We start from the raw sequence: 23,734 nt of genomic DNA on the forward strand, positions 1-23,734 counted from the left end.
GATGCCTGTTCCACAGCAACAGGCAAGATGCCTGTTCCACAGCAACAGGCAAGATATTTGTTCCACAGCAACAGGCAAGATGCCTGTTCCACAGCAACAGGCAAGATGCCTGTTCCACAGCAACAGGCAAGATATTTGTTCCACAGCAACAGGCATCTTGCTTGTTCCACAGCAACAGGCATCTTGCTTGTTCCACAGCAACAGGCATCTTGCCTGTGAAGCAAAGATTGAATTTTCTTGTGGGGTGGGCATCCTGCCCGCCCGATTAATTTTGAATTGCCGACTCCAGGCGAAAGCGGGCTATTTCGCAAATTTCAGCTACAGCCTGCTGCATTTCTGTTTCCAGGGAATTGTCGAGGCGCTGTTTAAATGCTTCGATAATGCTGGTTTTAGTGTGTTTTTTCACCGCCGCAATGAAGGGGAAACCGAATTTTTCGCGGTACGATCGATTCAGGAATTGAAAGCGATCGAACTCTTCAACAGAAAGTTTATCCAAACCCGCACCGGCTTGTTCGCTAACCGATGCTTCCGCCATTTTTGCTTTGCTTCCTAAATCCGGGTGGGCTTGAATTAAAGCTAATTTTTCGGCTTCAGTCATGGCGCTGACGGCTGTTACCATTTTGGCGTGCAAGTCGGCTGTGGATGCGAAAGGGCGATCGTCCCAACTGCGGCGGGCGATCGCGGGGGTGTGTTCAAAAATCTCGCCGAGGGCTTGTGTAAATTCCTCCTGGCTGAGTTGGTTGAGTTGAACTAAAGAGTATGGCATTTTGAATTGGGTTGATTAATTTTAATTAGGTTTGTTTTATTCGTTTGGTATCGGAGGAATTATTTTTATTGAACCGCGAAGACGCGAAGGGCACGAAGGAAGAGGGAAGAAGGGGGAAGAAGTAAATTATCTTCTACCGGGAAGTTATATTATGTCTGGTCGATTGACCATGATTCTTGTAGGGGCTGCCCTCACCAACAATAGTCGCCAAAAACCGACAATCTCAAAAACCCGCCCCGACCTATGATCGATCTGATGACTACTGACTACTGACTGATGACTAATGACTGCTGACTTGAGTTTGTTCGACTTCGCCGTGGGCTTTTAGGAGTGCAGCAATTTTGCGGCGGATGATGATTCCCGGTTTATCTGTCAGCATATGCTGTTCTTGGGTGATGTCGAGGGGTACGTCGCAATCAGTGGTTTCTAAAATGCGTTTGTCTTCTAATGTAACGGCGCGATAGAAGGCAATAATATCGCTGGTTTTAGCATCGGCTTCGGTATCGTTTCGGAGGCAAAATTGCACCATTTGAGATGCGGAATCGTTAATCGGAGTCATGGTATTGACGATGATGTGAACGAGTCCGTTTGGGTAAACAATCCGCAGTTTGACGGTAAAGGGCATAAACCAAATTCCGTCGATCGTCCGCACGGTTTCTTGTTGCTCGATTTTTAAGTTTTGCTGTTGCTGTGTGGGATTTGCTACGCCTAAAATGCTGCGGTAGTGCAGTTCCCATTCTGTTTCTTCAAATTCCATTACATCTGGGGCGAGATGTGCTTCGCTACCGAAAGTTGCGGTGTGTACAAAAGACGGATGCGCCATATCTAATTCATTTTCCATTACTCGCAATCCCGCACAATTCCAGCGTTCATAAAATTCGTGAATTTGGCGGTAATTCGAGTCTGCAGCTTCGGGAATATCGGGAATTTCTGCCAGCGGTTCTCCCAGACAAACCCAAACGTATCCGTAGCGCTCGCGCGTGCGGTAAGCTTTTACTTTATAATTTGCAGAAATTGCGCCGTTTTGCTGCTGCGGAACGCTGACGCAGGTTCCAGATGAGTTGAATGTCCAGCCGTGGTAAGCGCAGCAAATGTTGCCGCCGACAATTTTGCCGATCGACAGTTTAGCCGTGCGGTGACTGCAGCGGTCTTCAACTGCAGCGGGTTTACCTTCGGAATCCAACCACAAAACGATGGGTTCTCCTAATAGTTCAAAAGCTTTTGGTTCGCCGGATAATTCGGATGTAGGAATCACTGGATACCAGAATCGTTTGAAAATAGGTTGCTTCGTAACTAACATAATTCCTCCTCTTTTAAATAATAACTAAACGCTTCTTCCTTCTATCTGACATCTTGCACCATTCTCAGTAAGGTTTTTATGGGCGGGCTCTCCTGCCCAACCCCTACTCCCCACAAGAAATTCATTCTTTGTGGAACAGGCCGGAAAGCCTGTTCTTGAGGTGCGCCCACCCCACCAGAAATTCATTCTTTGTGGAACAGGCCGGAAAGCCTGTTCTTGAGGTGCAAGATGTGAGTTCTCTTCAACTACCGCGATAGGTACTGTAAGACCAAGGCGAAACAAGCAAAGGTACGTGATAATGTGCGCTTGAATCGGCGATGCCGAACTGAATCGGAACGATGTTTAAAAACGGCGGTTCTGGCAATTTTTCGGCGAACTGCGCGAAGTATTCGCCCACAGAAAAGACTAATTCGTAAACTCCCGGTTTGAGTTCGCTTTCGGATAGTAAAGGATCTGCGGTGCGGCCGTCAGCATTAGTTGTTACAGTTTTGAGCAGCGTTTTGGCGCCGGATTTTGGGTCAATTGAATGCAGGGCGATCGGCATATTTGCAGCCGGACAGCCGCGGGCTGTATCGAGAACGTGAGTAGTAAGTTTTCCTGACATTTTTTATTCAAGAAGGAAGAAGGAAGAAGGAAGAAGGAAGAGGGAAGAGGGATGATATCATGTCCGGTCGATCGACCGCGATTTTCGTAGGGGCTCCCCTCACCAACAATACTTGCCAAGAATTGACAATCTCAAAAACCCGCCCGACCGGGATATTATGGTTAATCGATCGGACATGATATGAGGGATGAGTAGGGACACAACACTGCTGTGTCCTGGGAATTATCTGTTTGTATTAGTGTAGCGGGCCTGCTGAGATGACTTTGACGATCGCATCTGTGACATCAGTCGGCCGTTCATACGCTAATTGTTGATACCACTTTTCTGTTACAACTGGATCTTTACCGTGTATTTGTTCCGCGCGCTGTCGGGCTTTTTCAACAACTGCATTCGCCCGCTGTTTGCGCTCGGTTTCGTAACGTTTGAGCGCGTATTCTACGCCCAAATTCGTACTCAAAAGGTAGTTACTGAGTACCAGCCCGTCTTCCATCGCCTGACAGCCTCCCTGGCCGAGATCCGGGCAGGTGGCGTGGGCCGCATCTCCCAGCAAAGCCACTCTACCGCGAACGAAGCTGTCGATCGGCCCTACGTCGTGAATTTCCGGCCGCGCCACTGCTGCGGGGTCGAAAGTATCTATCAGCAATTGCACTGGTTCGGCCCAACCTTTAAAATGTTCTTTAAGTTCGGCTTTGTAATTGTCGGGATTGGCGGGAGTACCTTTGGGCAAGGGAACATCTAAGAAAAAGTAAAATCGATCGCCCGCGACTGGCATCATTGACGCCCGTTTGTGCTCGCCGACATATATCGCCCAAGTGTTTTTCGGCGCTAGTTCTTCCGCTGCGGGTACTAACCCGTTCCAGTTGATATAACCGCCGTATTTCGGCTCTACTTCGCGGCCCAATATATACGTGCGCAAAATCGAGCGAACCCCGTCAGCCGCCACTAACAAATTGCCCCGCGCTTTGTCTCCGTTTTCAAAGATTGCTGTTACTCCGCTTTCGTCTTCTTCTACAGAAATACACTTGCGATCGAGCTTGACTTTTCCCTTAAAAGCTGCTAGCAACATATTCTGCAAATCGCGGCGGGCAACGGGATAGGGGCGCTGACCGACTTGTTGAATTAGCGGCATTAAATCGATGTCATTCAGTAGTTCGCCGGTTTTGGTGCGGTATTCCATGCGCTCCATTTGACCGCCGATTTTTGCCATGTTTTCGCCTAAGCCCAAGCGGTTGAGAACTTTGACGCCGTTCGACCACAGGGAGATGCCGGCTCCTGCGGGGCGCAGTTCTTTTACGCGATCGTAAATTTCAACTTCATAGCCCGCTTGTTCGAGGGCAATTCCCGCAGTTAAGCCGCCAATTCCCGCACCGATGATGACAACTTTTAAGTCGTGCATTCTGTGTTTATCCTGCTGAATTACAGCTTTTTTCAAGAATTCATAACAGTTAAATAAATCTTTTTTCCCGTCTGTCGGAACTTTGAAACTCACTATATTTTATACCCGCAATGGAGTTGTGACTGTATCGTAAATTACTAATTCATGCAGTTTTTGACAAATGGCGATCGGCTTTGGTGGGGCATATCCCTATGAGACATCTCCAACAATTCTTGTGGGGATCGATATATCCCCGTAGGGACACTCCAAGAGCCCAAGGAGTGTCAACTTAAGTTCAAACCCAGTCACAGATTGCGGTTTGACCATTAAACTTAGATCCCCCCTAACCCCCCTTAAGAAGGGGGGGACAAGAGCCTTCTCTTTCGTCCCCTTTCTTAAGGGGGATGCGAGGGGGATCTAGGCTTAGATAAAAGCGATATTTATCAAAGGTTTTAGGCTTAAGTTGAGACTCTTTGGGGATTGCCGTGTCCCTGCTTCATAAACTGTGGGTATCTTACTCAGCTATAAACTTTGTTAACTCCCCGAGATTGTGCCCAATCGCATTTATCCCGCGAATATGAGACAATGGAGAACCTCCGTACAAAAAGCTATTCAAACTAACTTGATAATTTTGCTGAACTGCTAAATCCAGCCACAAATTGTTTATCGCATCTCCGGGTTTGTAGTCGGGAATATTGTGCTGATAGTAAGGAAAACTGTCTATACAAGTATTGAAAAAGTTCTTGCGCCCGCAATGCTTTAAATACTGATATCGCGGTTTGAATTCTGTTTGATTTTCTAATACTGTATATATAGTATCTGCGAGAGATTCTGGGTCAAATTTGGCGTAAAGACCCGCACCTTTGGGGAAAACGGGCGAGTTTCCTCTGGCGTATTGGTTGAATTCTTCAAAACAAATTACTGGTACGTTGCAACTCATGGCTTCGGTAATTCCCCGGTTTTTTCCTTCGAGGAGGGAACCGAGGACGAATGCTTGTGCTCGCGAATAATATGTGGGGATTTCGCTGTAGTAGTCTACTCTCGGCACTAAGTTAATGTAGTCGGAGGGGTTGGTTAAAATTGCCTCGACTTGTCGCCATTCTTTTAATGCGTACTCGTCGAGAGTTTGCAGGTTGCTAGCATCAAATTCGTGTCCGGTGACTACTGTTAGTTTTATCGGTTTTTGCGGATATTTTTGGCGGTAAACTTTTAAGGCTTTGGCTATGATTGGCAAATTTTTTTCTTCGGAAATGCGCGCGACGGCTAGCAAGTCGATGTCTTTGGCGGGGACGTTGCGCGGGGAAATTAAGTATTCGTTGATGAAGTCGGTGTCTTGCAGTGGTATGATTGGTTTGTGGGCGCGATCGACATAAGTTTCGCGAAACCACTTTTCTCGCTGTGGGTTTTTGTATAAACTGGAGTAGGCGTCAGCTATGGGGGCCCAGGAATAGGAGATTCCGGGGGAATAGGTGAAGGAGAAAAATACTGAGGAAATTTGGGGAAATAGTTTGTTTATTAGTTCGACTCCTTCGCTGAAGTAAATTCCTTTGATGAAACGCCCTTCGTAAAATAGTGGGGGAAGCAATACGTAGAAACTGACGGTATCGAAGCGGTGGGGTTGGTCTTCAAATATCTCCCAGCTAAAGGCGTCTAAGTCTGCATAGATTTCGGCGATTGGTTTGTTGATGTGGGGGTTGCGTAAATAGGGTTTTTGTCGATCGTAGTTTCCGCGTACCATATAATTCTGAGTGTGAGTATCTAGCTTTTTTTATTTAACCGCAGAGGGCGCAGAGGGCGCAGAGAAGAAGAGAAAAGAGTTATTCACAAGTCATCCACGGGTTGTTCTAGTGATTCATTGTCGCCTATTGTGAGGGCGAGTTGGTAGATTTGGCGGCGGGGGAGGGATGTTTGTTGCGCTAGCTGGCGGCTGGCTTGGGAACGACTTATGCCTTCTGCAATTAATGTTTGCAATTCTGCTTTAATTGCGTCTTCGGAAAATATTGGGGCGGCTGTTTGGATGCCGGCTATTACGAGGGTAAATTCTCCCTGGGGTTCGCGATTGGTGTAAAGCTCGATCGCACTTTCTATACTACCACGCCAAAACTCTTCGTGCATTTTAGTTAACTCTCTCGCCAGCACAATCTGTCGGTCGCTTCCCAAACTATTTGCTAAATCTTGTAAAGTTTGGCGCAATCGGTGGGGAGATTCGTATAATATTATAGTGCGGGATTCTATTTGCAAAGCTTCTAAACTTTGTTGGCGTTCTTGACCTTTCACGGGTAAGAAACCTTCAAATACAAATCTCTCTGTGGGTAATCCTGATGCAGTTATGCCAACAATGCAGGCGGTCGGGCCGGGAATCGGAATAATGTTAATATTAGCATCGGCGCAAGCTTTTACTAACTCGGAACCGGGGTCAGAAATTCCCGGCATTCCGGCATCGGTGACGAGGGCGATATCTTTGCCTAAATGCAGTTTGTCGATGAGTTCGGGGAGTCGCTGCTGTTGGTTGTGTTCGTGATAGCTGATTTGGGGGGTTTTGATTTGGAAATGTTGCAAAAGTTTGCCTGTATGGCGGGTATCTTCGGCGGCGATGAAGTCTACTGTTTGCAAGATTCGGATGGCGCGAAATGTCATGTCTTCGAGGTTGCCGATCGGGGTTCCTACGATGTAAAGTGTTCCTGTGGTGGGATTTGCTTGCATTTTAAGATTGGGATTTTTTAACGATGGGACACGGGCGGGACGCCCATGCCACAGGCCCATGCCACAGGCCCATGCCACACATTTAAGCAGATATGAAAACGGGATTGTTTTTGGGATTAGCGACTTTAGATTTAGTTTATTTGGCCGAGAAGCCTCCGGGTGAAAATCAGAAAGTTGTTGCTTCTGATTGTACCATTGCTGCGGGCGGGCCGGCGGCTAATGCTGCGGTCACTTTTAGCTATTTGGGGAATGCGGCGGTATGGGCTGGGGTTTTGGGCACTCACGCGATCGCCCAATTAATTCGTGCAGACTTAGCGGAGTATAATGTCAGGATAATTGATTTGGAACCGGGGCGATCGCACTCGCCGCCAGTTTCCTCGATTATTGTAACTGAAGCAACGGGCGATCGATCGGTAATTTCCATCAATGCTACGAAATCGCAAGTTGACAGTCAAACAATTAACCCGGATATTTTAACATCAGTTAATATTGTACTGCTTGACGGACATCAAATCGCAGCCAGCAAAGAAATTGCTCAACTTGCCAAGTCAAAAAACATTCCCATTGTCCTCGACGGTGGCAGTTGGAAACCCGGATTAGAGGAAATATTGCCTTTCGTTGAATGGGCTGTATGTTCCGAGAATTTTCATCCGCCCGACTGCGACAATTCCGAACAAGTCTTTGCTTACCTGTCAGCAGCCGGAATTTCCCATATTGCCATCACTCGCGGCGAAAAATCAATTTTATACCTCAGCAGTGGCACTTACGGCAGTATAGAAATACCTCAAATCCAAGCCACAGACACTTTAGGCGCCGGCGACATCTTTCACGGCGCTTTCTGTCACTACATTGTGCAAAATAACAACTTTACAGATACTCTCACCGCCGCCGCTAAAATCGCTTCCCATTCCTGCAAAAACTTCGGAACCCGCGACTGGATGAATAAGAGTTAATTTTAATTAAAAATTAACCCAACTCTCCGGTTAAAACCGCTCAAAGCTAGAAAACTTGAACGGGCAACACTTGTTGAGTTAAAATCTTGACAGCAACCTCGACAAAAGTTGTGAACTTCTCTCTTCTCTTCCTTCGCGCCCGTGGAACAGGCGTCTCGCCTGTGAATTTTCGCGGTTCGTTAACAAAATTGCTATATTAGTAAGACAAGTTAAAGTCACACAAAACACTCCCAAAACAACATACCCGAATCATGTCTGACACCCAACCCCTAACTATCACCCTTCCCCCTTTGCGGATTACCCTAACAGAACAACAGCAAGTTAACCTAGAATGGCTGACACAAAACTTGCCCAATCTACTCACCCCAAGCAAACAAGAACTTCCCGACAATATGAAACAGTGGGTGGCGGCCAACAAATTATTAAATCAACCAGACGCCGAAATCATTCAAGCCTTAATAAATACCGGCATAGATGCGGAAACAGCCACCGCAGAAGTTAGAGAAATATCCTCTCATCCCTACTTCCAAGCAGGTAGCCATTACGTGCAATTATTGCAGAAATTAGAATCGCATCTCAGGATTAACAATCAATTAGCTGCATTATCTTCCAAGTTTGGGACAATCGAACGCAAAAGCAGCCTTTCCAGAGAATATTTTCTCGAAAATTACTACGCCAAAAATACTCCAGTAATTATTACCAATATCATGCACAACTGGAAAGCGTTGCAGTTGTGGACGCCGGAGTATTTGCAAGAAAAATACGGCGATGCAGAGGTACAAATTCAAGCCAACCGCAATTCCGACCCGAATTACGAAATCAAGATAGAAAATCACAAAAAAATTGTTTTGTTCCGCAAATATGTAGACATGGTGGTCAAGGGCGGGCCTAGCAACGACTACTACATGGTTGCTAACAACCAAACTCTGGAAAGAGAGGAATTTAAACCCCTATTCAACGACATTGAAATTTTCCCAGAATACCTAAATCCAACGGATACAAAAGGCAGAGTTTTCTTTTGGTTCGGCCCGAAAGGCACGATTACACCGCTACACCACGACCCTGTTAATTTAATTTTAGCGCAAGTGTCTGGTCGCAAACTAATTAAGTTGATTTCTCCGCAACAAACACCTCTGCTTTACAATCACGTCGGAGTTTTCAGCAAGGTGGACGGCGAAAATCCCGATTACGAAAAATACCCGCTTTACAAAGATGCGAGAATTATTGAAGTAATTTTGGAACCGGGAGAGGCTATCTTTATTCCGGTTGGTTGGTGGCATCATGTAAAATCATTGGAGGTTAGTATTTCGGTTTCGTTTACTAATTTTGTGTTTCCTAATTATTATGAATGGAAATATCCTCATATTAATTGGTAATTGCTAATGTATGGTTCCCAGGGGCGGGCACGGGGAGTAGGGGTCGCACCGCCCCTACAGAAATCCGCGTTCATCGGTGTTTATCTGCGGTTCAAAAAAAATAAATTCATGAAAAGTCTCGAAGAAATCAGCGAAATTGCCCGATCGATCGCCTGGAGTGCATCAGATATCCTACAATCCTATTATCGGCAGGACTCCAACACTCCTAACCTCGACATCCAAGAGAAAAAAGATGGCCCCGTCACCGCCGCCGATGTCGCTGTCAACTCTTACATTCTCGACGAATTGCAGTCGGCTTTAGGGAATGCAGAATTTGGCTATCTCAGCGAAGAAACTTACAAATCTTATTTGACAACCAACGGTCAAGTTCCCTTACCTCAAAGTTGGGTTTGGATTATTGACCCTTTGGATGGAACGCGAGATTTTATTGACAGGACAGGGGAATTTGCAGTTCACATTGCTTTAGCCTTCGAGGGAAGACCGATATTAGCAGTTGTGGCTTGGCCCGAACAGCAAAAGATTTATTACGCAATCCGCGATGCTGGTGCTTTTGGGGAAAATCGGGACGGTTCTGCGGTAAAATTGCAGGTTTCGGCGCGAAATATAGTGGCAGATTTATCTATAGTAACTAGCCGCAGTCACCGGGGCGATCGCTTTAATCAATTGTTACAAAAACTGCCTTGTCAAAATCAAATAGCTGTCGGTAGTATCGGCTGTAAAATTGCGACTATTGTGGAACAAAAGGCTGATGTTTATATTGCGCTTTCGGGAAAGTCTGCACCGAAAGATTGGGATTTGGCGGCACCGGAATTAATTTTGACTGAAGCGGGCGGTCAATTTACTCGTTTTGACGGTTCTACTTTGCAATATAACCGGGGAGATGTGAGTCAGTGGGGGGGATTGTTGGCCAGTAACGGTTGCTGTCACGCTGCTTTGTGCGGGCAAGCTGATGAGATTTTAACGGGGATAGATGCGAGTTTGAAGTAAGTCTGCGCGTGCGAAGCTATCCCGTAGGGAATCGCCCGTAAAGATGGTAACGAATAAGTTTTAGGGGCGGGTTTTACGAGAAATAATTGCCTAACCAATTATCTCGTAAACCCGCCCCCACCATTGCGCGAAAGTCCGCCAGGGCTTGAAACGAATGGCCCAACCTGAGCGCAGATATCTATCAAAAATCCCGCTCTTAATATTTCAGTATAATGACACTTGCTATTAAATTGTTTGTGTGTTATGTCATCCACCTCGCGCTGGCTCATCCGTAATATTACTTAATAAAATTCCCTCTCTTTATCAAAACTTTAAATAAATAAGTGTTTTTACGGAAAACTTTATATAAATTCTCTGAAAAAACTGTTAGGGTTGCTATAACTTTCAGAAAGTGTTTCGGACGCAAGTCGCGAAACAGGGGAATCCTTGTCTTTTTTTAGCTATCAGTAGGTGCATTATGCCAATTTTAAATAATCAAGTTTCTCCAAGTGCGATCGCCTTTATCGATACTAAAGTAGAAAATTATCAAAGTTTGATTGCTGGGGTAAAACCGGGTACGGAAGTAGTCGTTTTGGATGGGAACCGGGATGCGATCGACCAAATTACTCAAATTTTAGCTCTTCGTACCAATATTGACAGCATTCACATAGTTTCTCACGGTGCTCCGGGTAGCTTGCAACTGGGTAATGGCTGCTTGAGTTTAGATAATCTGGAAGCTTATTCCGAGAAATTGCAGCAGTGGCGGAGTGCTTTAACTCTGGGTGCAGACATTCTGATTTACGGTTGTAATGTCGCATCAGCACCTCGCGCTTCTGGGAAAGTCCGCCAGGGAATGAATTCCCCGGCTCAAAGCTCAAGTCGGTTGAAACCGACTGCTTACCCGAAAGTCCGCCAGGGAATGAATTCCCTGTCTCAAAGCGAAAGTCGGTTGAAACCGACTGGTAACAACCTCAATAAACAGTCCTCTTCAGAGGACTTTCGCTATGAGACGGGGGTTTCAACCCCCGGCGGTATCGGGGAACAAGCGAGAGATTTAGATGTAGATTTAGATATAGACGGTTTCGCCTTCATCCAACGAATTGCCCAACTCACAAATACAAACGTTGCAGCTTCCCAAAACCTCACCGGAAGTGTAGCCAAAGGCGGCGATTGGGAACTGGAAGTCAGAACCGGGAAAATAGAAACGCCGCTGGTATTTGAAGCCGAAGTGCTAGCGGGTTACGAGTATGTTCTGTCTACTTTTGGTGCTGCGACTAACTTTCCCATAACCTATAGTCTCCGTAAAGTTGCGAGTGGGGACTTTAACAAAGACGGCAACCTTGACCTAGCCTTTGCAACCACTGGAGTTAATCGCAACGTCTCGATCGCACTGGGAGATGGAACTGGCAAATTTGGCGCTGCCACTAATCTTAACACCAGTCCGCCAGACGCTCTCACTACCTGGTCTGTCGCTGTAGGCGACTTTAACAACGACGGTAATTCTGACCTGGTTACGGCTAATAATGCGACTAACAATGTTTCTCTCCTGTTGGGGAATGGCGATGGCACTTTTGGTACAGCCACCTACTTTGGTGTGGGGTCAAGTCCGTATACCGTCGCTGTGGGAGACTTCAACGGGGACGGCAATTCTGACTTAGCTACAGCCAATCAATACTCTAACAACGTCTCCATCTTGCCGGGAAATGGTAATGGTACTTTTGGCGCAGCTACTAATTTGAGCTTGGGGTCAGATTCTTATTCAAATCCCTATTTTGTGATGGTCGGCGACTTTAACAAAGATGGCAAGTCTGACTTAGCGACAGCGAACGTTGGTTATAATAACAGCGTATCAATCCTGTTGCAGAATGCTAATGGCACTTTCGCCCCCGCCACTAACTTTACCGTTGGAAATAGCCCTAAATACATTGCTGTAGGAGACTTTAACGGGGACAACAGTCCTGACTTAGCAACCAGCAATGAAACCTCAAACAACGTATCAATACTATTAGGAGATGGCACGGGAAACTTTAGTGCAGCTACCAACTTTGGCGTTGGAACACAACCCCTTGCTATTGCTAGTGGCGACTTCAATGCCGATGGAAAAGTCGATTTAGCTACAGCCAACAATGGATCGGGCGATGTCTCGGTCTTGTTTGGAAGTGGCAATGGCAGCTTTGGGACTGCCACTAATTTTGTTGTGGGAACCAATCCCCAAGGTATTGTTGTAGGCGATTTTAACAAAGATGGTTTATCCGATTTAGCTACGGCGAACTTTGGCGGTCAAAACACCTCAATTCTGCTGAATACAACACCTGTGGTGAATTTCGGTGCGGCAACCTACGCTGGCACTGAAGGAACGGCAGATACAGTTGTTAATATTCCCGTCACTCTCAGTGCCACTCCCTTGAGCGATGTAGTTGTACCGATCGCAATTAACCCCAGCAGCACAGCCACCACTTCAGAGTACACAATTTCGCCTACCACTGTTACTTTCCCCGCCGGCACTACTACTCTCACCCAGAATGTTGCAGTTACTATCAAACCCGACAATCTCCCTGAAAACGCCGAAACAGCAATCCTTGACATTGGCATAATTACTACTGGAAACTTTGTTGGTACAACAAATCAAGCGACACTGACTATTGCAGCTAACCAGCAAATTTTTTACGCCATTGGGGCTGATATTCCCAGTATAGTCGAAGGCAATAGTGATACCACTCCCGTAACTTTTACCGTGACTCGCAGCGGTGGCACAGATGTAGCAAGTAGCGTCAATTATACGATCGCCGGAACTGCTACAAACGTCAGCGATTACAACAGCATCGGCGACACTTCTGGGGCAACGGGTATTAGCGGGACAATCAACTTTGCTGCGGGTGAAGTTTCTAAAACTATCACATTAAATGTGGTAGGCGACGGATTAGTAGAACCCGACGAAACAGTTGCGGTTACGCTATCGAATCCTGTTGCACCTGGGCCGACACCTATCATTACTACTGCAACTGCGACAACTACCATCAAAAATGATGATACTGCCGGTTTCAGCATTGCACCTACGAACATCACTGCTACAGAAGGTGGCGCAACTGGCAGTTACAAAGTCAAGCTAACTTCGGAACCTTCTGCACCGGTTAATATTAGCTTTAATACTGGCAATGCAATTAGCCCGATCGCCACACCGATTACTTTTGACAGCACTAACTGGAATGTCGATCAAACTGTCACTGTTAGTCCGATCGACGACAATATAACACAAGGAACCCACACAGGCACGATCGCTCACACAGTTACCAGTACCGATGCCAGTTATAACGCCAAAGCGATGGCCGATGTGACGGCTTCGATTACTGATAACGATAGTCCCGGTGTTTCCATTGTGCAATCGGCAGGCAGTACAAATATTGCTGAAGGCGGTGCAACGGCTACCTACGGCGTGGTTTTGACTACCGCACCTGCTGCCAACGTTACGATTAATTTTGACACTGGGACTCAAATTAGTGCGATCGCACCTCTGACTTTCACCTCAAATAATTGGAATGTTGCTCAAAATGTGACTGTTAGTGCGATCGAGGACAGCATAGCCCAAGGAACCCACAGCGGCACGATTACTCACACTTCTGTCAGTACCGATACTTTGTATAATGGACTGACGATTTCTCCTGTGACTGCTACGATTGCTGACAACGACACGGTAGGTGTCAGTATTTCAACAACGACTACAACTGCTACCGAAGGCGGTGCGAATGGCACGTACATCGTTAAGTTAACATCGCAGCCGATCGCTCCTGTTACCATTAACTTTAATGCCCCAAGTGAAATAAATGCGATCGCGCCTGTTACCTTTGACAGCACGAATTGGAATGTTGCCAAAACAGTCACAGTCACCGCTACCGATGATAGCAAAGCCGAAGGCACACACAGCGGCACGATCGCTCACACTGTTACCAGTACCGACACTAAGTATAGCGGCACAACAATTCAGGATGTCAATGTAGCGATTACCGACAACGACACAGCAGGTGTTAGCATTGCACCTACGAGTACAACTGCTACAGAAGGCGGCGCGGATGGCAGTTATACAGTCAAATTAACATCGCAGCCGAGCGCCCCTGTAACTATCACTCTCACAACAGGTAATGAGATAGAGGCGATCGCCCCTGTGACTTTCACTTCGGATAATTGGAATGTAGCTCAAACCCTTACGGTGAAAGCTGTTGACGATACGGTTGTGGAAGGCGCGCACAGCGCTAATATCACTCACAGTGTGAGTAGTGGTGATGCTAAGTATAATGTGGTTGTGGTGCCAGGGGTGACAGTGGCGATCGCGGATAACGATGTAGCGCCACCGCCGCCGACACCAACACCGACGCCGACACCAACTCCGACGCCGACAACTGGTACTCCGACTCCGACGCCGACAACTGGTACTCCGACTCCGACACCGACAACTGGTACTCCAACTCCGACACCGGCAACTGGTACTCCAACTCCGACGCCGACAACTGGTACTCCGACTCCGACACCGACAACTGGTACTCCGACTCCGACGCCGACAACTGGTACTCCGACTCCGACGCCGACAACTGGTACTCCGACTCCGACACCGGCAACTGGTACTCCGACACCAACACCGGCAACTGGTACTCCGACACCAACACCGGCAACTGGTACTCCAACTCCAACGCCGACAACTGGTACTCCAACTCCGACGCCGACAACTGGTACTCCAACTCCGACGCCGACAACTGGTACTCCAACTCCGACGCCGACAACTGGTACTCCAACTCCGACGCCACCGACACCAGCGACACCTGTTGGTACAATCGACACACAGAAGAATTGGTGCGGCGTAGAAGCTGGATTGGATAAACTTGAGAAAATTCTTGACGACCAATTACAGGCAGTTAATCTACCCATTGTCGGCCCGCTCAAGGACATTGCCCCAGATTTTATTGGCAACTTCAAGACTAAGCTAGTCGATACGATTAAAAATGGGGCTAATCAAAGTCTGAGTCAGTTAGAAAGTAGCCTCCGCACTGCACTTGGCCCGATTTTCAATGTTGCTCTAACTGGGACTTCTAGTGCTGATGAAAGTACCTTGCTAATTACTCTTGGCAAGCAATATCAGTTTCCGGATCTCAATCTCTCTAAAAACTTAGGAGTGCCGGCATTAAGCTTAGATGTAGATGGCAAAGCCCAATCAAAATTTAACTTCAACTTGTCACTGGGAGTTGGTGTTAGTAAAGATTTCGGCTGCTACATAGATACTGACCAAACCAAGTTAACCGCCAACATTGACTTGGGCCTAAATGACCAATTCAAGGCAAAAGGCAAGTTAGGTTTTTTCCAAGTAGACCTAGCAAACGATACCAAAAAACCTACTAAAGTCGATGCCCAACTTGAAGTCAAGCTGAAAGACTTAGACAATCTGGGCGGCCCCAATGATGGCTCTCGCCTCACCTTGCCAGAACTGCAAGGCAACTATCAGTTTAAAGACTTATTCAATGCCAACTTAACGAGCAATGCTAATCTCGGTCTCACAGCAAAAACCAGCCTCAACGGCAATGCTGCATTCCCCTCCTATAACTTCGACTTAGCAGTTAATTGGCCCATCCTAAATTACGCTAACGGTCAGTTAACCGGCCCGCAAAAACCCACCGTTGCATTTAACAATATGCAACTAGATTTGGGGACATTTGTCAATAATTTTGCCAAACCAATTGTCGGTAAAATTTCTGATGTCATTAAACCATTTCGACCCGTTATTAACTTTCTGAATGCCGACACCAAGTTACTGTCCAAACTAGGTCTAGCGGGGCCTTTTGATAAAAATCGCGATGGCAAAGTCAGCGTACTAGAATTGGCAGCAAAAATCTCGGGTCGCAATATCGATACTCGCTTTTTAGATGCGGTTGCTAAGGTTGATAAAGTTGTTAATTTGGCAAGCCAAATAGCCAACTCTCCCGATAAAATAGACTTGGGTTCCTACACTCTGGGGAATGTAGATGTTGCAGATCAAAGTGCTAATCTTCAGAATGCTTCCCCGGTTGCAAAAACTGCTGTACAGCAAACCGCTAACCAACAAATCAACTCCAAAACAAGCGGCAAGGTCAAGGACTTCTTAAATGCTTTACAAGATATTGATGGTTTTGACATCCCACTCTTGACTAAACCACAAACCGCGATTCAATTGCTGATCGGTAAACCGGATGTTCCGGTATTCAGCTATCAGATGCCCAAACTGGGATTTGACTTTAAGGTTCAGCAAAAATTTCCGATTTGGGGGCCGCTCAAGGGTTTACTGGAAGGCAAGTTTAGTGCTTCAGCTCATCTAGGATTTGGGTACGATACCTACGGATTAAGCGAGTGGAAAAACTCTAATTTTGCTGCGGGTTCTGCTAGCAAAGTTTTGGATGGATTTTATGTGAGCGATCGCGAAAATGCTGACGGCACAGGACGAGATGTTGACGAACTCACACTTGACGCTAGTATTGCCGTGGGCGCTGGGCTAGATGTGAAAATTGCCGAGGGCTATGTCAAAGGTGGAATTCAAGGAAAAGTCGGCATCGATCTGATAGATATTGGAGAATTCCAACCGAAAAAAGGTGGCGACGGCAAAATCCGAACATCGGAAATTACTTCCCGCATTAGCAAACCCTCGCAACTGTTTGATGTCACAGGAAAAGTCAATGCTTTCTTGGGCGCTCAAGTTAAGTCAATTTCAGTGAAAATCTGTAAGAAAACTATTCCAGCAGTAAAAGTTTGGACGCCGTTCGGTCGCAAAACTATCACCCCTGAATTCAAGCTACCTTATCCCTGCGGATTAGATTACAAAACAGTCTACGATAAGAGCTTTGCCACATTTGAGTTAGCTAAGTTTAGTTTGGGGCCGAGTTCTAGCACTAGGGGCAGAGCAATTAACGGTGACATGGCCGGGGCGACTGTCTTCTTCGATGCCAACTTTAATGGAGTTCAGGATGAAAACGAACCGTTCTCAATTACTAACGCAGATGGCAGCTTTGACTTAGATGTCTCTCTTGACACGTTCGACACAAATAACAATGGCGACCTCGAACCAGAAGAAGGCAAAATTGTACTGACAGACGGCATCAATACCTCTACTTATTTGCCGCAGCAAACGCCCCTATTTGCCACACCTGATGCTACTGTCGTCACTCCGTTAACTACCCTATTGACGGAGTTAGTCGAGCAAGGTACTGACCAAAATCAGGCGCAAATTCAGGTAAAATCTGCACTGGGACTGTCGTCAGCAATTGACTTGACTAGCTACGACCCGCTAGAGGCAATTACTCAAAATGATCCGAATGGTTTAGCGGTTTATGCAGCCCACGCTCAGGTACAAAATACCATTGTTTTGATAACTGATTTAATTAGTGGTGCTTCAACTACCCCTAAAAATGAGATAGCCGATCGCGTAATTTCCGCCGTTGCCGATCGAATTAAATCTGGCACTCTCGACTTAAGCAATTCCACACAAGTGCAGGCGATTATTCAGTCGGCGACGAGTCAACTGCAAGCACCGCAAGTATCTAGTATTGCTTCGGATGCTGCCTCTATTATTGCCGAGGGAAATCAGCGAATTAGTGATCTCGCATCCAGCAATACCTCGCCCTCAGATGCCGCGACAGAAATCGCCCGTATCCAAAAAGTTGCACAAGGAGAAGTAGCCCAAGATTTACTGCAAGTCGCAGCCGGAAATAAGACGATTCAGTCGGCGATCTCCGAAAATACTGGTGCATCTCTAAATACCAAAATTCAGTCCGCGACAGCTAACAACCCAACAGTCCGTAATACTTTAGATACTGATGACTCTACCGCACCATCTACACCCGATGAACCATTCCCAGAAAGCGGTATTGAATTCGTTAAAGATGGGGAAAATACTACCGAGAGCACAGATGGCGATGATACCCTCATGGGCAGCGCTAGCGATGATATATTGCGCGGTAGAAAAGGAAATGACTTGTTGTTTAGCCTTGATGGCAATGATTGGATGAATGGCAATCAGGGGAACGACTTAACAGATGGTGGAATTGGGGACGATACGCTTTACGGCGGAAAGGGTTTTGATACTTTGACTGGTGGTGCGGCTAGTGACTTCCTTTCTGGCAATCGAGGTGAAGATATGCTAATTGGTGAAAAAGCCGACGATACCCTCTACGGCGGTCAAGGCAATGATATTCTGCTAGGAGGTCAGGGTAACGATTTCCTCAGTGGCGATTTGGGGGATGATACCTTAGTAGGGGATGTAGGGAGCGATCGCTTCTTATTATCTACCAATTCTGGTATTGATACTGTTGCTGACTTTGAAGTCGGTCAAGACTTGTTAGTGTTGGGTAACGGGTTGACTTTCTCGCAATTGGCCATTGTCCAAGATAGCGATGCAACATTAATCCGGTTTGCACAAACAGGCGAGATTTTAGCTTCTCTGGCCGGAGTTTCTGCTAGCAGTATTAGTGCTGCTAATTTCGGATTGCTTTGAGATTGAATCCGCCGGGGGAGCAATCCCTTATCCCCTGGCCATACTTACTCGGCGGTTTCAACCGCCGAATAATCTTCAATCCGCGCCGGCGGATTTTGTGTGTGTAGACGCGGTTTCAACCGCCCAGTTTTCTTTCACATCAGCATCGCTGATATCGCATTCCTGGTAACTGCGAAACTAATCCCAACAATTCCAACTGCAAAAGTATACTAGAAACTGTTCCCGATTCTAATCCAGACGCTTCCACAATTACATCAAAAGAAATCGGTCCAGATACGATCGCACAGCGTCTTCCACAAATCGCTCAAACTCTGCTAGTAAACCTCTGAACCTCTACTTCTAGATGCTCCTTCCCATACTCTGCACGGGGAGTAAAATATTTAAGTATAATGATACTTGCTATTGAATTGTTTTTGTGTTAAATCATCCACCTCGCGCTGGCTAACCCGTAATATTACTTAATAAAATTCCCCATCTTTATCAAAACTTTAATTAAAAAAGTGTTTATAAAGAAAACTTTATATAGATTTTCTCAAAAAACAGTTATGGTTACTACAACATTCAGAAAGTGTTTCGGACGCAAGTCGGGAAACAGGGAAACTCTTGTCTTTTTTTAGCTATTAGTAGGTGCATTATGCCAAATTTAAATAATCAAGTTTCTCTAAGTTCGATCGCCTTTATCGATACTAAAGTAGAAAATTATCAAAGTTTGATTGCTGGGGTAAAACCGGGTACGGAAGTAGTCGTTTTGGATGGGAATAAAGATGCGATCGACCAAATTACTGAAATTTTAGCTCTTCGTACCAATATTGACAGCATTCACATTGTTTCTCACGGTGCTCCGGGCAGCTTGCAATTGGGTAATGGCTGCTTGAGTGTAGATAATGTGGAAACTTATTCCGAGAAATTGCAGCAGTGGCGGAGTGCTTTAAGTGTTGATGCGGACATTCTCATTTACGGTTGTAATGTCGCATCAGCCTCTGGCGCTTACCCGAAAGTCCGCCTGGGAATGAATTCCCCGGCTCAAAGCTCAAGTCGGTTGAAACCGACTGCTTACCCGAAAGTCCGCCAGGGAATGAATTCCCCGGCTCAAAGCTCAAGTCGGTTGAAACCGACTGAAAACAAGCTCAATAAACAGTCCTCTTCAGAGGACTTTCGCTATGAGACAGGGAATTCATTCCCTGGCGGATCGGATGAATACGCCATAGATGATGAATGCGCGATAGATAATGAACACGCCAGAGATATAGACGGTGTAGCCTTCATCCAACGAATTGCCCAACTCACAAATACCAATGTTGCAGCTTCCCAAAACCTCACCGGAAGTGTAGCAAAGGGTGGGGACTGGGAACTGGAAGTCAGAATCGGTTCAATAGAAACACCGCTGGTATTTGAAGCCGAAGTATTAGCGGGTTACGAGTATGTTTTGAATAGTTTTGGTGTGGCGACTAATTTTGGCGCGGGGACAAATCCCAAAGGGATTAATGTATTGTTTTTCAACGCTGATACCTTTCCCGACTTGGTAGTGACCAACCGATCAACCGAAAATATTTCAATTTTGTTGGGAGATGGAAATGGCAATTTTGGAACAGTTACCCAATTGGCTGTAGGTTTTGATCCTGTTTTCGTCACATCAGGACTTTTTAACGCTGACAATTTCCCCGATTTGGCAGTAGCAAATAGCAGTAATAGCAGTGTGTCAATTCTGTTAGGAAATGGCACGGGCGGACTCATTAGTCCACCCAGCACTTTTAGTGTGGGTAACACTCCCTATTCAATAGGTGTCGGGAACTTTAACAGCGACACTTTCCTCGATTTAGCAGTGGTAAATGCTAACCCTCAAGGTACGGGTAGTGTCTCAATTTTGTTGGGAAACGGTGCTGGCAGCTTTGGCGCTGCCACTAATTTCAATGTTGGTGCGATTCCTGGTTCCGTGGTTGTAGGGAACTTTAACGCTGACAGTTTCCCCGACTTAGCGGTTGGCAACAGCTTATCTAACAATATCTCAATTCTGTTAGGAAATGGTACGGGTGGATTTAGTGCAGCTCCTAATGTTGGGGCTGGGCAAGGTTCAAATTCGATCGCCACTGGGAACTTTAACGGAGACAATTTCCTCGACTTAGCCACAGCTAACGGCGGTTCTAACAGTGTCTCAATTCTATTGGGAAATGGCACTGGTGGCTTTGGCCCGGCCACTACTGTTAACGCAGGGGCAGGGCTTAACGGCATTGTGGTGAAAGACTTTAGCGGAGATGGCAGACTTGACTTAGCAGTAACAGGAACCAGCGGCGCTGCAATTTTAGTAGGCAACGGCAATGGCGGTTTTAGTGCACCCATTAACTTTGCTGCGGGCACAGATCCAACTTCCATTATTGCAGGCAACTTTAATGCTGATACTCTCCCGGATTTGGCAGTAGCGAATAACGGTTCAGACAACGTTTCTGTGCTGCTAAATACACCCAATACAGTTAATTTTGGTACTGCAACTTACAGTGGCACAGAAGGAACAACAGACACAGTAGTTAATATTCCCGTCACCATCAGCGGCGGCACTCCTTTTGCTGATGTAACAGTACCAATTGTCATCGACAAGAGCAGCACAGCCACCGAAAATTCCGACTACGCCTTTTCGCCTACCTCGATTACATTCCCCGCCGGTGCAACAGGTGACGCACTCACCCAGAATGTTGCAGTTACTATCAAACCCGACAATCTCCCTGAAACCGCCGAAACCGCAATCCTTAACTTTGGCGCAATCACCGGAGGCATTGCAGGTACAACCAAACAAACAACATTAAATATTGCAGCAAACGGTACTGTTTCTTATGCCGTTGCCGCTGGTACTGCCAGCATTCCCGAAGGCAATAGCGGCACAAAACCTCTGACTTTCACTGCGACTCGCAGCGGCAACACAGGCGGGGCAAGTAGTGTCAATTATACGATCGCCGGCACAGCTACAAACGTCAGCGATTACAACAACATCGGTGGCACTTCTGGCGCAACTACTGCTACTGGCACAATTAATTTTGCTGCCGATGAAACATCCAAAACCATTACTCTCGATGTATTAGGCGACACCCTAGTTGAACCCGACGAAACCATAGCCGTCACCCTGTCAAATCCCACCAGCCCAGGCGTAACCCCGACAATTACCACTGCTACTGCTACCACAACTATTACTAATGATGACACTGCCGGTTTCACAGTTAACCCAATATCGGGATTAACTACAAGTGAAGTTGGCGGTAAGGCAGAATTTACAGTCAAACTCAACGCTCAACCAACTGCTGACGTTACCATCGGTTTGAGGAGTGACAATGTTGCAGAAGGAACCGTTTCAACTAATAGCTTAACTTTCACTTCTGCTAACTACGATCAACCGCAACCAATAACGATAAGTGGTGTTGACGATTTAGTAGCTGATGGCCCTATACCTTACAAAATTGTCACGGCTGCTGCTGTGAGTACCGATGTTAATTACACTAACCTCGATCCTGAAGATGTCACCGTCACCAACAGTGACAATGAAACTCCGGGAATTACGGTGAATCCGACGGCGGGATTAACTACTGGTGAATCTGGCACTAAAGCTAACTTTAGTGTGGTTTTGAATACTCAGCCGACTGCTGATGTGACTATCGGTTTGAACAGTTCCAATGTTGCAGAGGGAACTGTTTCGACTAATAGCATAACTTTCACTCCGGCTAACTGGAATACACCGCAGCCGGTGACAGTAACAGGGGTTAATGATAGCATTGTTGACGGCAATATTGACTACAAAATTGTCACGGCGCTTGCTGTTAGCACCGATCCGAATTATAAGCTAGATGCAGCGGATGTTAGCCTCAGCAATAAGGACGATGATACCGCTGGTATTTCTATTACTCCCACAGCAACAACTGCTACAGAAGGCGGCGCGAATGGGACGTATAGTGCGGTGCTGAAATCGCAGCCGATCGCCCCTGTTACCATTAACTTTAATGCCGGAAGTGAGATAAATGCGATCGCCCCTGTTACCTTTGACAGCACGAATTGGAATGTTGCCAAAACAGTCACAGTCACCGCTACCGACGATAGCAAAGCCGAAGGTACGCACAGTGGTACGATCGCTCACACTGTTACCACTACCGACACTAAGTATAGCGGTCAGACAATTCAGGATGTAAATGTAGCGATTACCGACAACGAGACAGCAGGTGTCAGCATTACACCTACGAGCACAACTGCTACAGAAGGCGGGGCGAATGGCAGTTATACAGTCAAACTCAACAGCCAGCCGATCGCCCCTGTTACCATTAACTTTAATGCCGGAAGTGAAATAAATGCGATCGAGCCTGTTATCTTTGACAGCACTAACTGGAATGTTGCCAAAACTGTCACTGTCACCGCTACCGACGACAGCAAAGCCGAAGGCACGCACAGCGGGACGATCGCTCACACTGTTACCAGTAGCGACACTAAGTATAGCGGTCAGACGGTTCAGGATGTAAATGTAGCTATTACCGACAACGAGACAGCAGGTGTCAGCATTACACCTACGAGCACAACTGCTACAGAAGGCGGGGCGAGTGGCAGTTATACAGTCAAACTCAACAGCCAGCCGATCGCCCCTGTTACCATTAACTTTAATGCTGGAAGTGAAATAAATGCGATCGCGCCTGTTATCTTTGACAGCACTAACTGGAATGTTGCCAAAACAGTCACTGTCACCGCTACCGACGATAGCAAAGCCGAAGGTACGCACAGCGGCACGATCGCTCATACTGTTACCACTACAGACACTGAGTATAGCGGTCAGACAGTTCAGGATGTAAATGTAGCTATTACCGACGACGACACAGCAGGTGTCAGCATTACACCTACGAGCACAACTGCTACAGAAGGCGGGGCGAATGGCAGTTATGACATTAAATTAACATCGCAGCCGATCGCCCCTGTAACTATCACTCTCACAACAGGTGAGCACATTGAAGCGATCGCGCCTATCACTTTCACTGCGGATAATTGGAATGTCGCTCAACCCGTTACGGTAAAAGCTGTTGATGATACGGTTGTGGAAGGCGCGCACAGCGGCAATATCACTCACAGTGTGAGTAGCACTGATGCTAAGTATAATGCGGTTGTGGTGCCAGGGGTGACAGTGGCGATCGCGGATAACGATGTAGCGCCAGAACCGATCGGCGGTGGT

At 46.6% G+C, this 23,734-nt stretch carries 12 protein-coding genes and 1 pseudogene; 5 read left to right on the top strand and 8 right to left on the bottom strand.

Features of this window, described 5'->3' with window-relative positions; genetic code table 11:
* The 7 genes from QUB16_RS09455 to rsmI all read right to left on the bottom strand — a co-directional run.
* A partial coding sequence (locus tag QUB16_RS09455) for a hypothetical protein (protein ID WP_333315715.1) occupies positions 1-182 on the bottom strand: 182 nt, incomplete at its 3' end.
* An 83-nt stretch (positions 183-265) separates the two neighbouring features.
* Positions 266-766 carry a 2-oxo-4-hydroxy-4-carboxy-5-ureidoimidazoline decarboxylase gene (gene uraD / locus QUB16_RS09460; RefSeq protein WP_333315716.1) on the bottom strand — a complete coding sequence of 167 codons (501 nt, stop codon included), beginning with the start codon at positions 764-766 and terminating at the stop codon, positions 266-268.
* Between the two features lie 280 nt (positions 767-1,046).
* The gene (locus QUB16_RS09465; RefSeq protein ID WP_333315717.1) at positions 1,047-2,066 is read right to left on the bottom strand and encodes an aromatic ring-hydroxylating dioxygenase subunit alpha; all 1,020 of its coding nucleotides are present in this window, start codon (positions 2,064-2,066) and stop codon (positions 1,047-1,049) included.
* A 241-nt stretch (positions 2,067-2,307) separates the two neighbouring features.
* Complete coding sequence (uraH, locus tag QUB16_RS09470; protein WP_333315718.1) at positions 2,308-2,670, bottom strand: hydroxyisourate hydrolase; 363 nt, start codon at positions 2,668-2,670, stop codon at positions 2,308-2,310.
* Between the two features lie 235 nt (positions 2,671-2,905).
* Complete coding sequence (hpxO, locus tag QUB16_RS09475; RefSeq protein WP_333315719.1) at positions 2,906-4,159, bottom strand: FAD-dependent urate hydroxylase HpxO; 1,254 nt, start codon at positions 4,157-4,159, stop codon at positions 2,906-2,908.
* Between the two features lie 400 nt (positions 4,160-4,559).
* Complete coding sequence (locus QUB16_RS09480) at positions 4,560-5,783, bottom strand: glycosyltransferase (RefSeq protein ID WP_333315720.1); 1,224 nt, start codon at positions 5,781-5,783, stop codon at positions 4,560-4,562.
* Between the two features lie 83 nt (positions 5,784-5,866).
* Complete coding sequence (gene rsmI / locus QUB16_RS09485; RefSeq protein WP_333315721.1) at positions 5,867-6,748, bottom strand: 16S rRNA (cytidine(1402)-2'-O)-methyltransferase; 882 nt, start codon at positions 6,746-6,748, stop codon at positions 5,867-5,869.
* A 92-nt stretch (positions 6,749-6,840) separates the two neighbouring features.
* Here rsmI and QUB16_RS09490 point away from each other — a divergent pair, with 92 nt between their 5' ends.
* From QUB16_RS09490 to QUB16_RS09505, 4 genes are all read left to right on the top strand, one after another.
* Positions 6,841-7,701, top strand: coding sequence for a sugar kinase (locus QUB16_RS09490; RefSeq protein WP_333315722.1), 861 nt, complete (start codon positions 6,841-6,843; stop codon positions 7,699-7,701).
* Between the two features lie 251 nt (positions 7,702-7,952).
* Positions 7,953-9,077 carry a cupin-like domain-containing protein gene (locus QUB16_RS09495; protein WP_333315723.1) on the top strand — a complete coding sequence of 375 codons (1,125 nt, stop codon included), beginning with the start codon at positions 7,953-7,955 and terminating at the stop codon, positions 9,075-9,077.
* Positions 9,078-9,185: 108 nt separating this feature from the next.
* Entirely contained in the window at positions 9,186-10,064 is an 879-nt protein-coding gene (locus QUB16_RS09500; protein ID WP_333315724.1) for an inositol monophosphatase family protein, read from the top strand.
* 457 nt (positions 10,065-10,521) lie between these two features.
* A complete protein-coding gene (locus tag QUB16_RS09505; protein WP_333315725.1) occupies positions 10,522-18,546 on the top strand; it encodes a DUF4347 domain-containing protein in 8,025 nt (2,674 codons plus the stop codon).
* 139 nt (positions 18,547-18,685) lie between these two features.
* Here QUB16_RS09505 and QUB16_RS09510 read toward each other — a convergent pair.
* Positions 18,686-18,829 (bottom strand): annotated as a pseudogene (locus tag QUB16_RS09510) (DNA-processing protein DprA); the annotation flags it as partial.
* 351 nt (positions 18,830-19,180) lie between these two features.
* Between QUB16_RS09510 and QUB16_RS09515 the strand changes: the two are divergent.
* Positions 19,181-23,734, top strand: a 4,554-nt coding sequence (locus QUB16_RS09515) for a DUF4347 domain-containing protein (protein ID WP_333315726.1), incomplete at its 3' end; no start/stop codon positions are given.

The sequence above is a fragment of the Microcoleus sp. D3_18a_C4 genome (genome assembly GCF_036702415.1).
In the GTDB taxonomy this organism is placed as follows: Bacteria; Cyanobacteriota; Cyanobacteriia; order Cyanobacteriales; family Microcoleaceae; genus Microcoleus.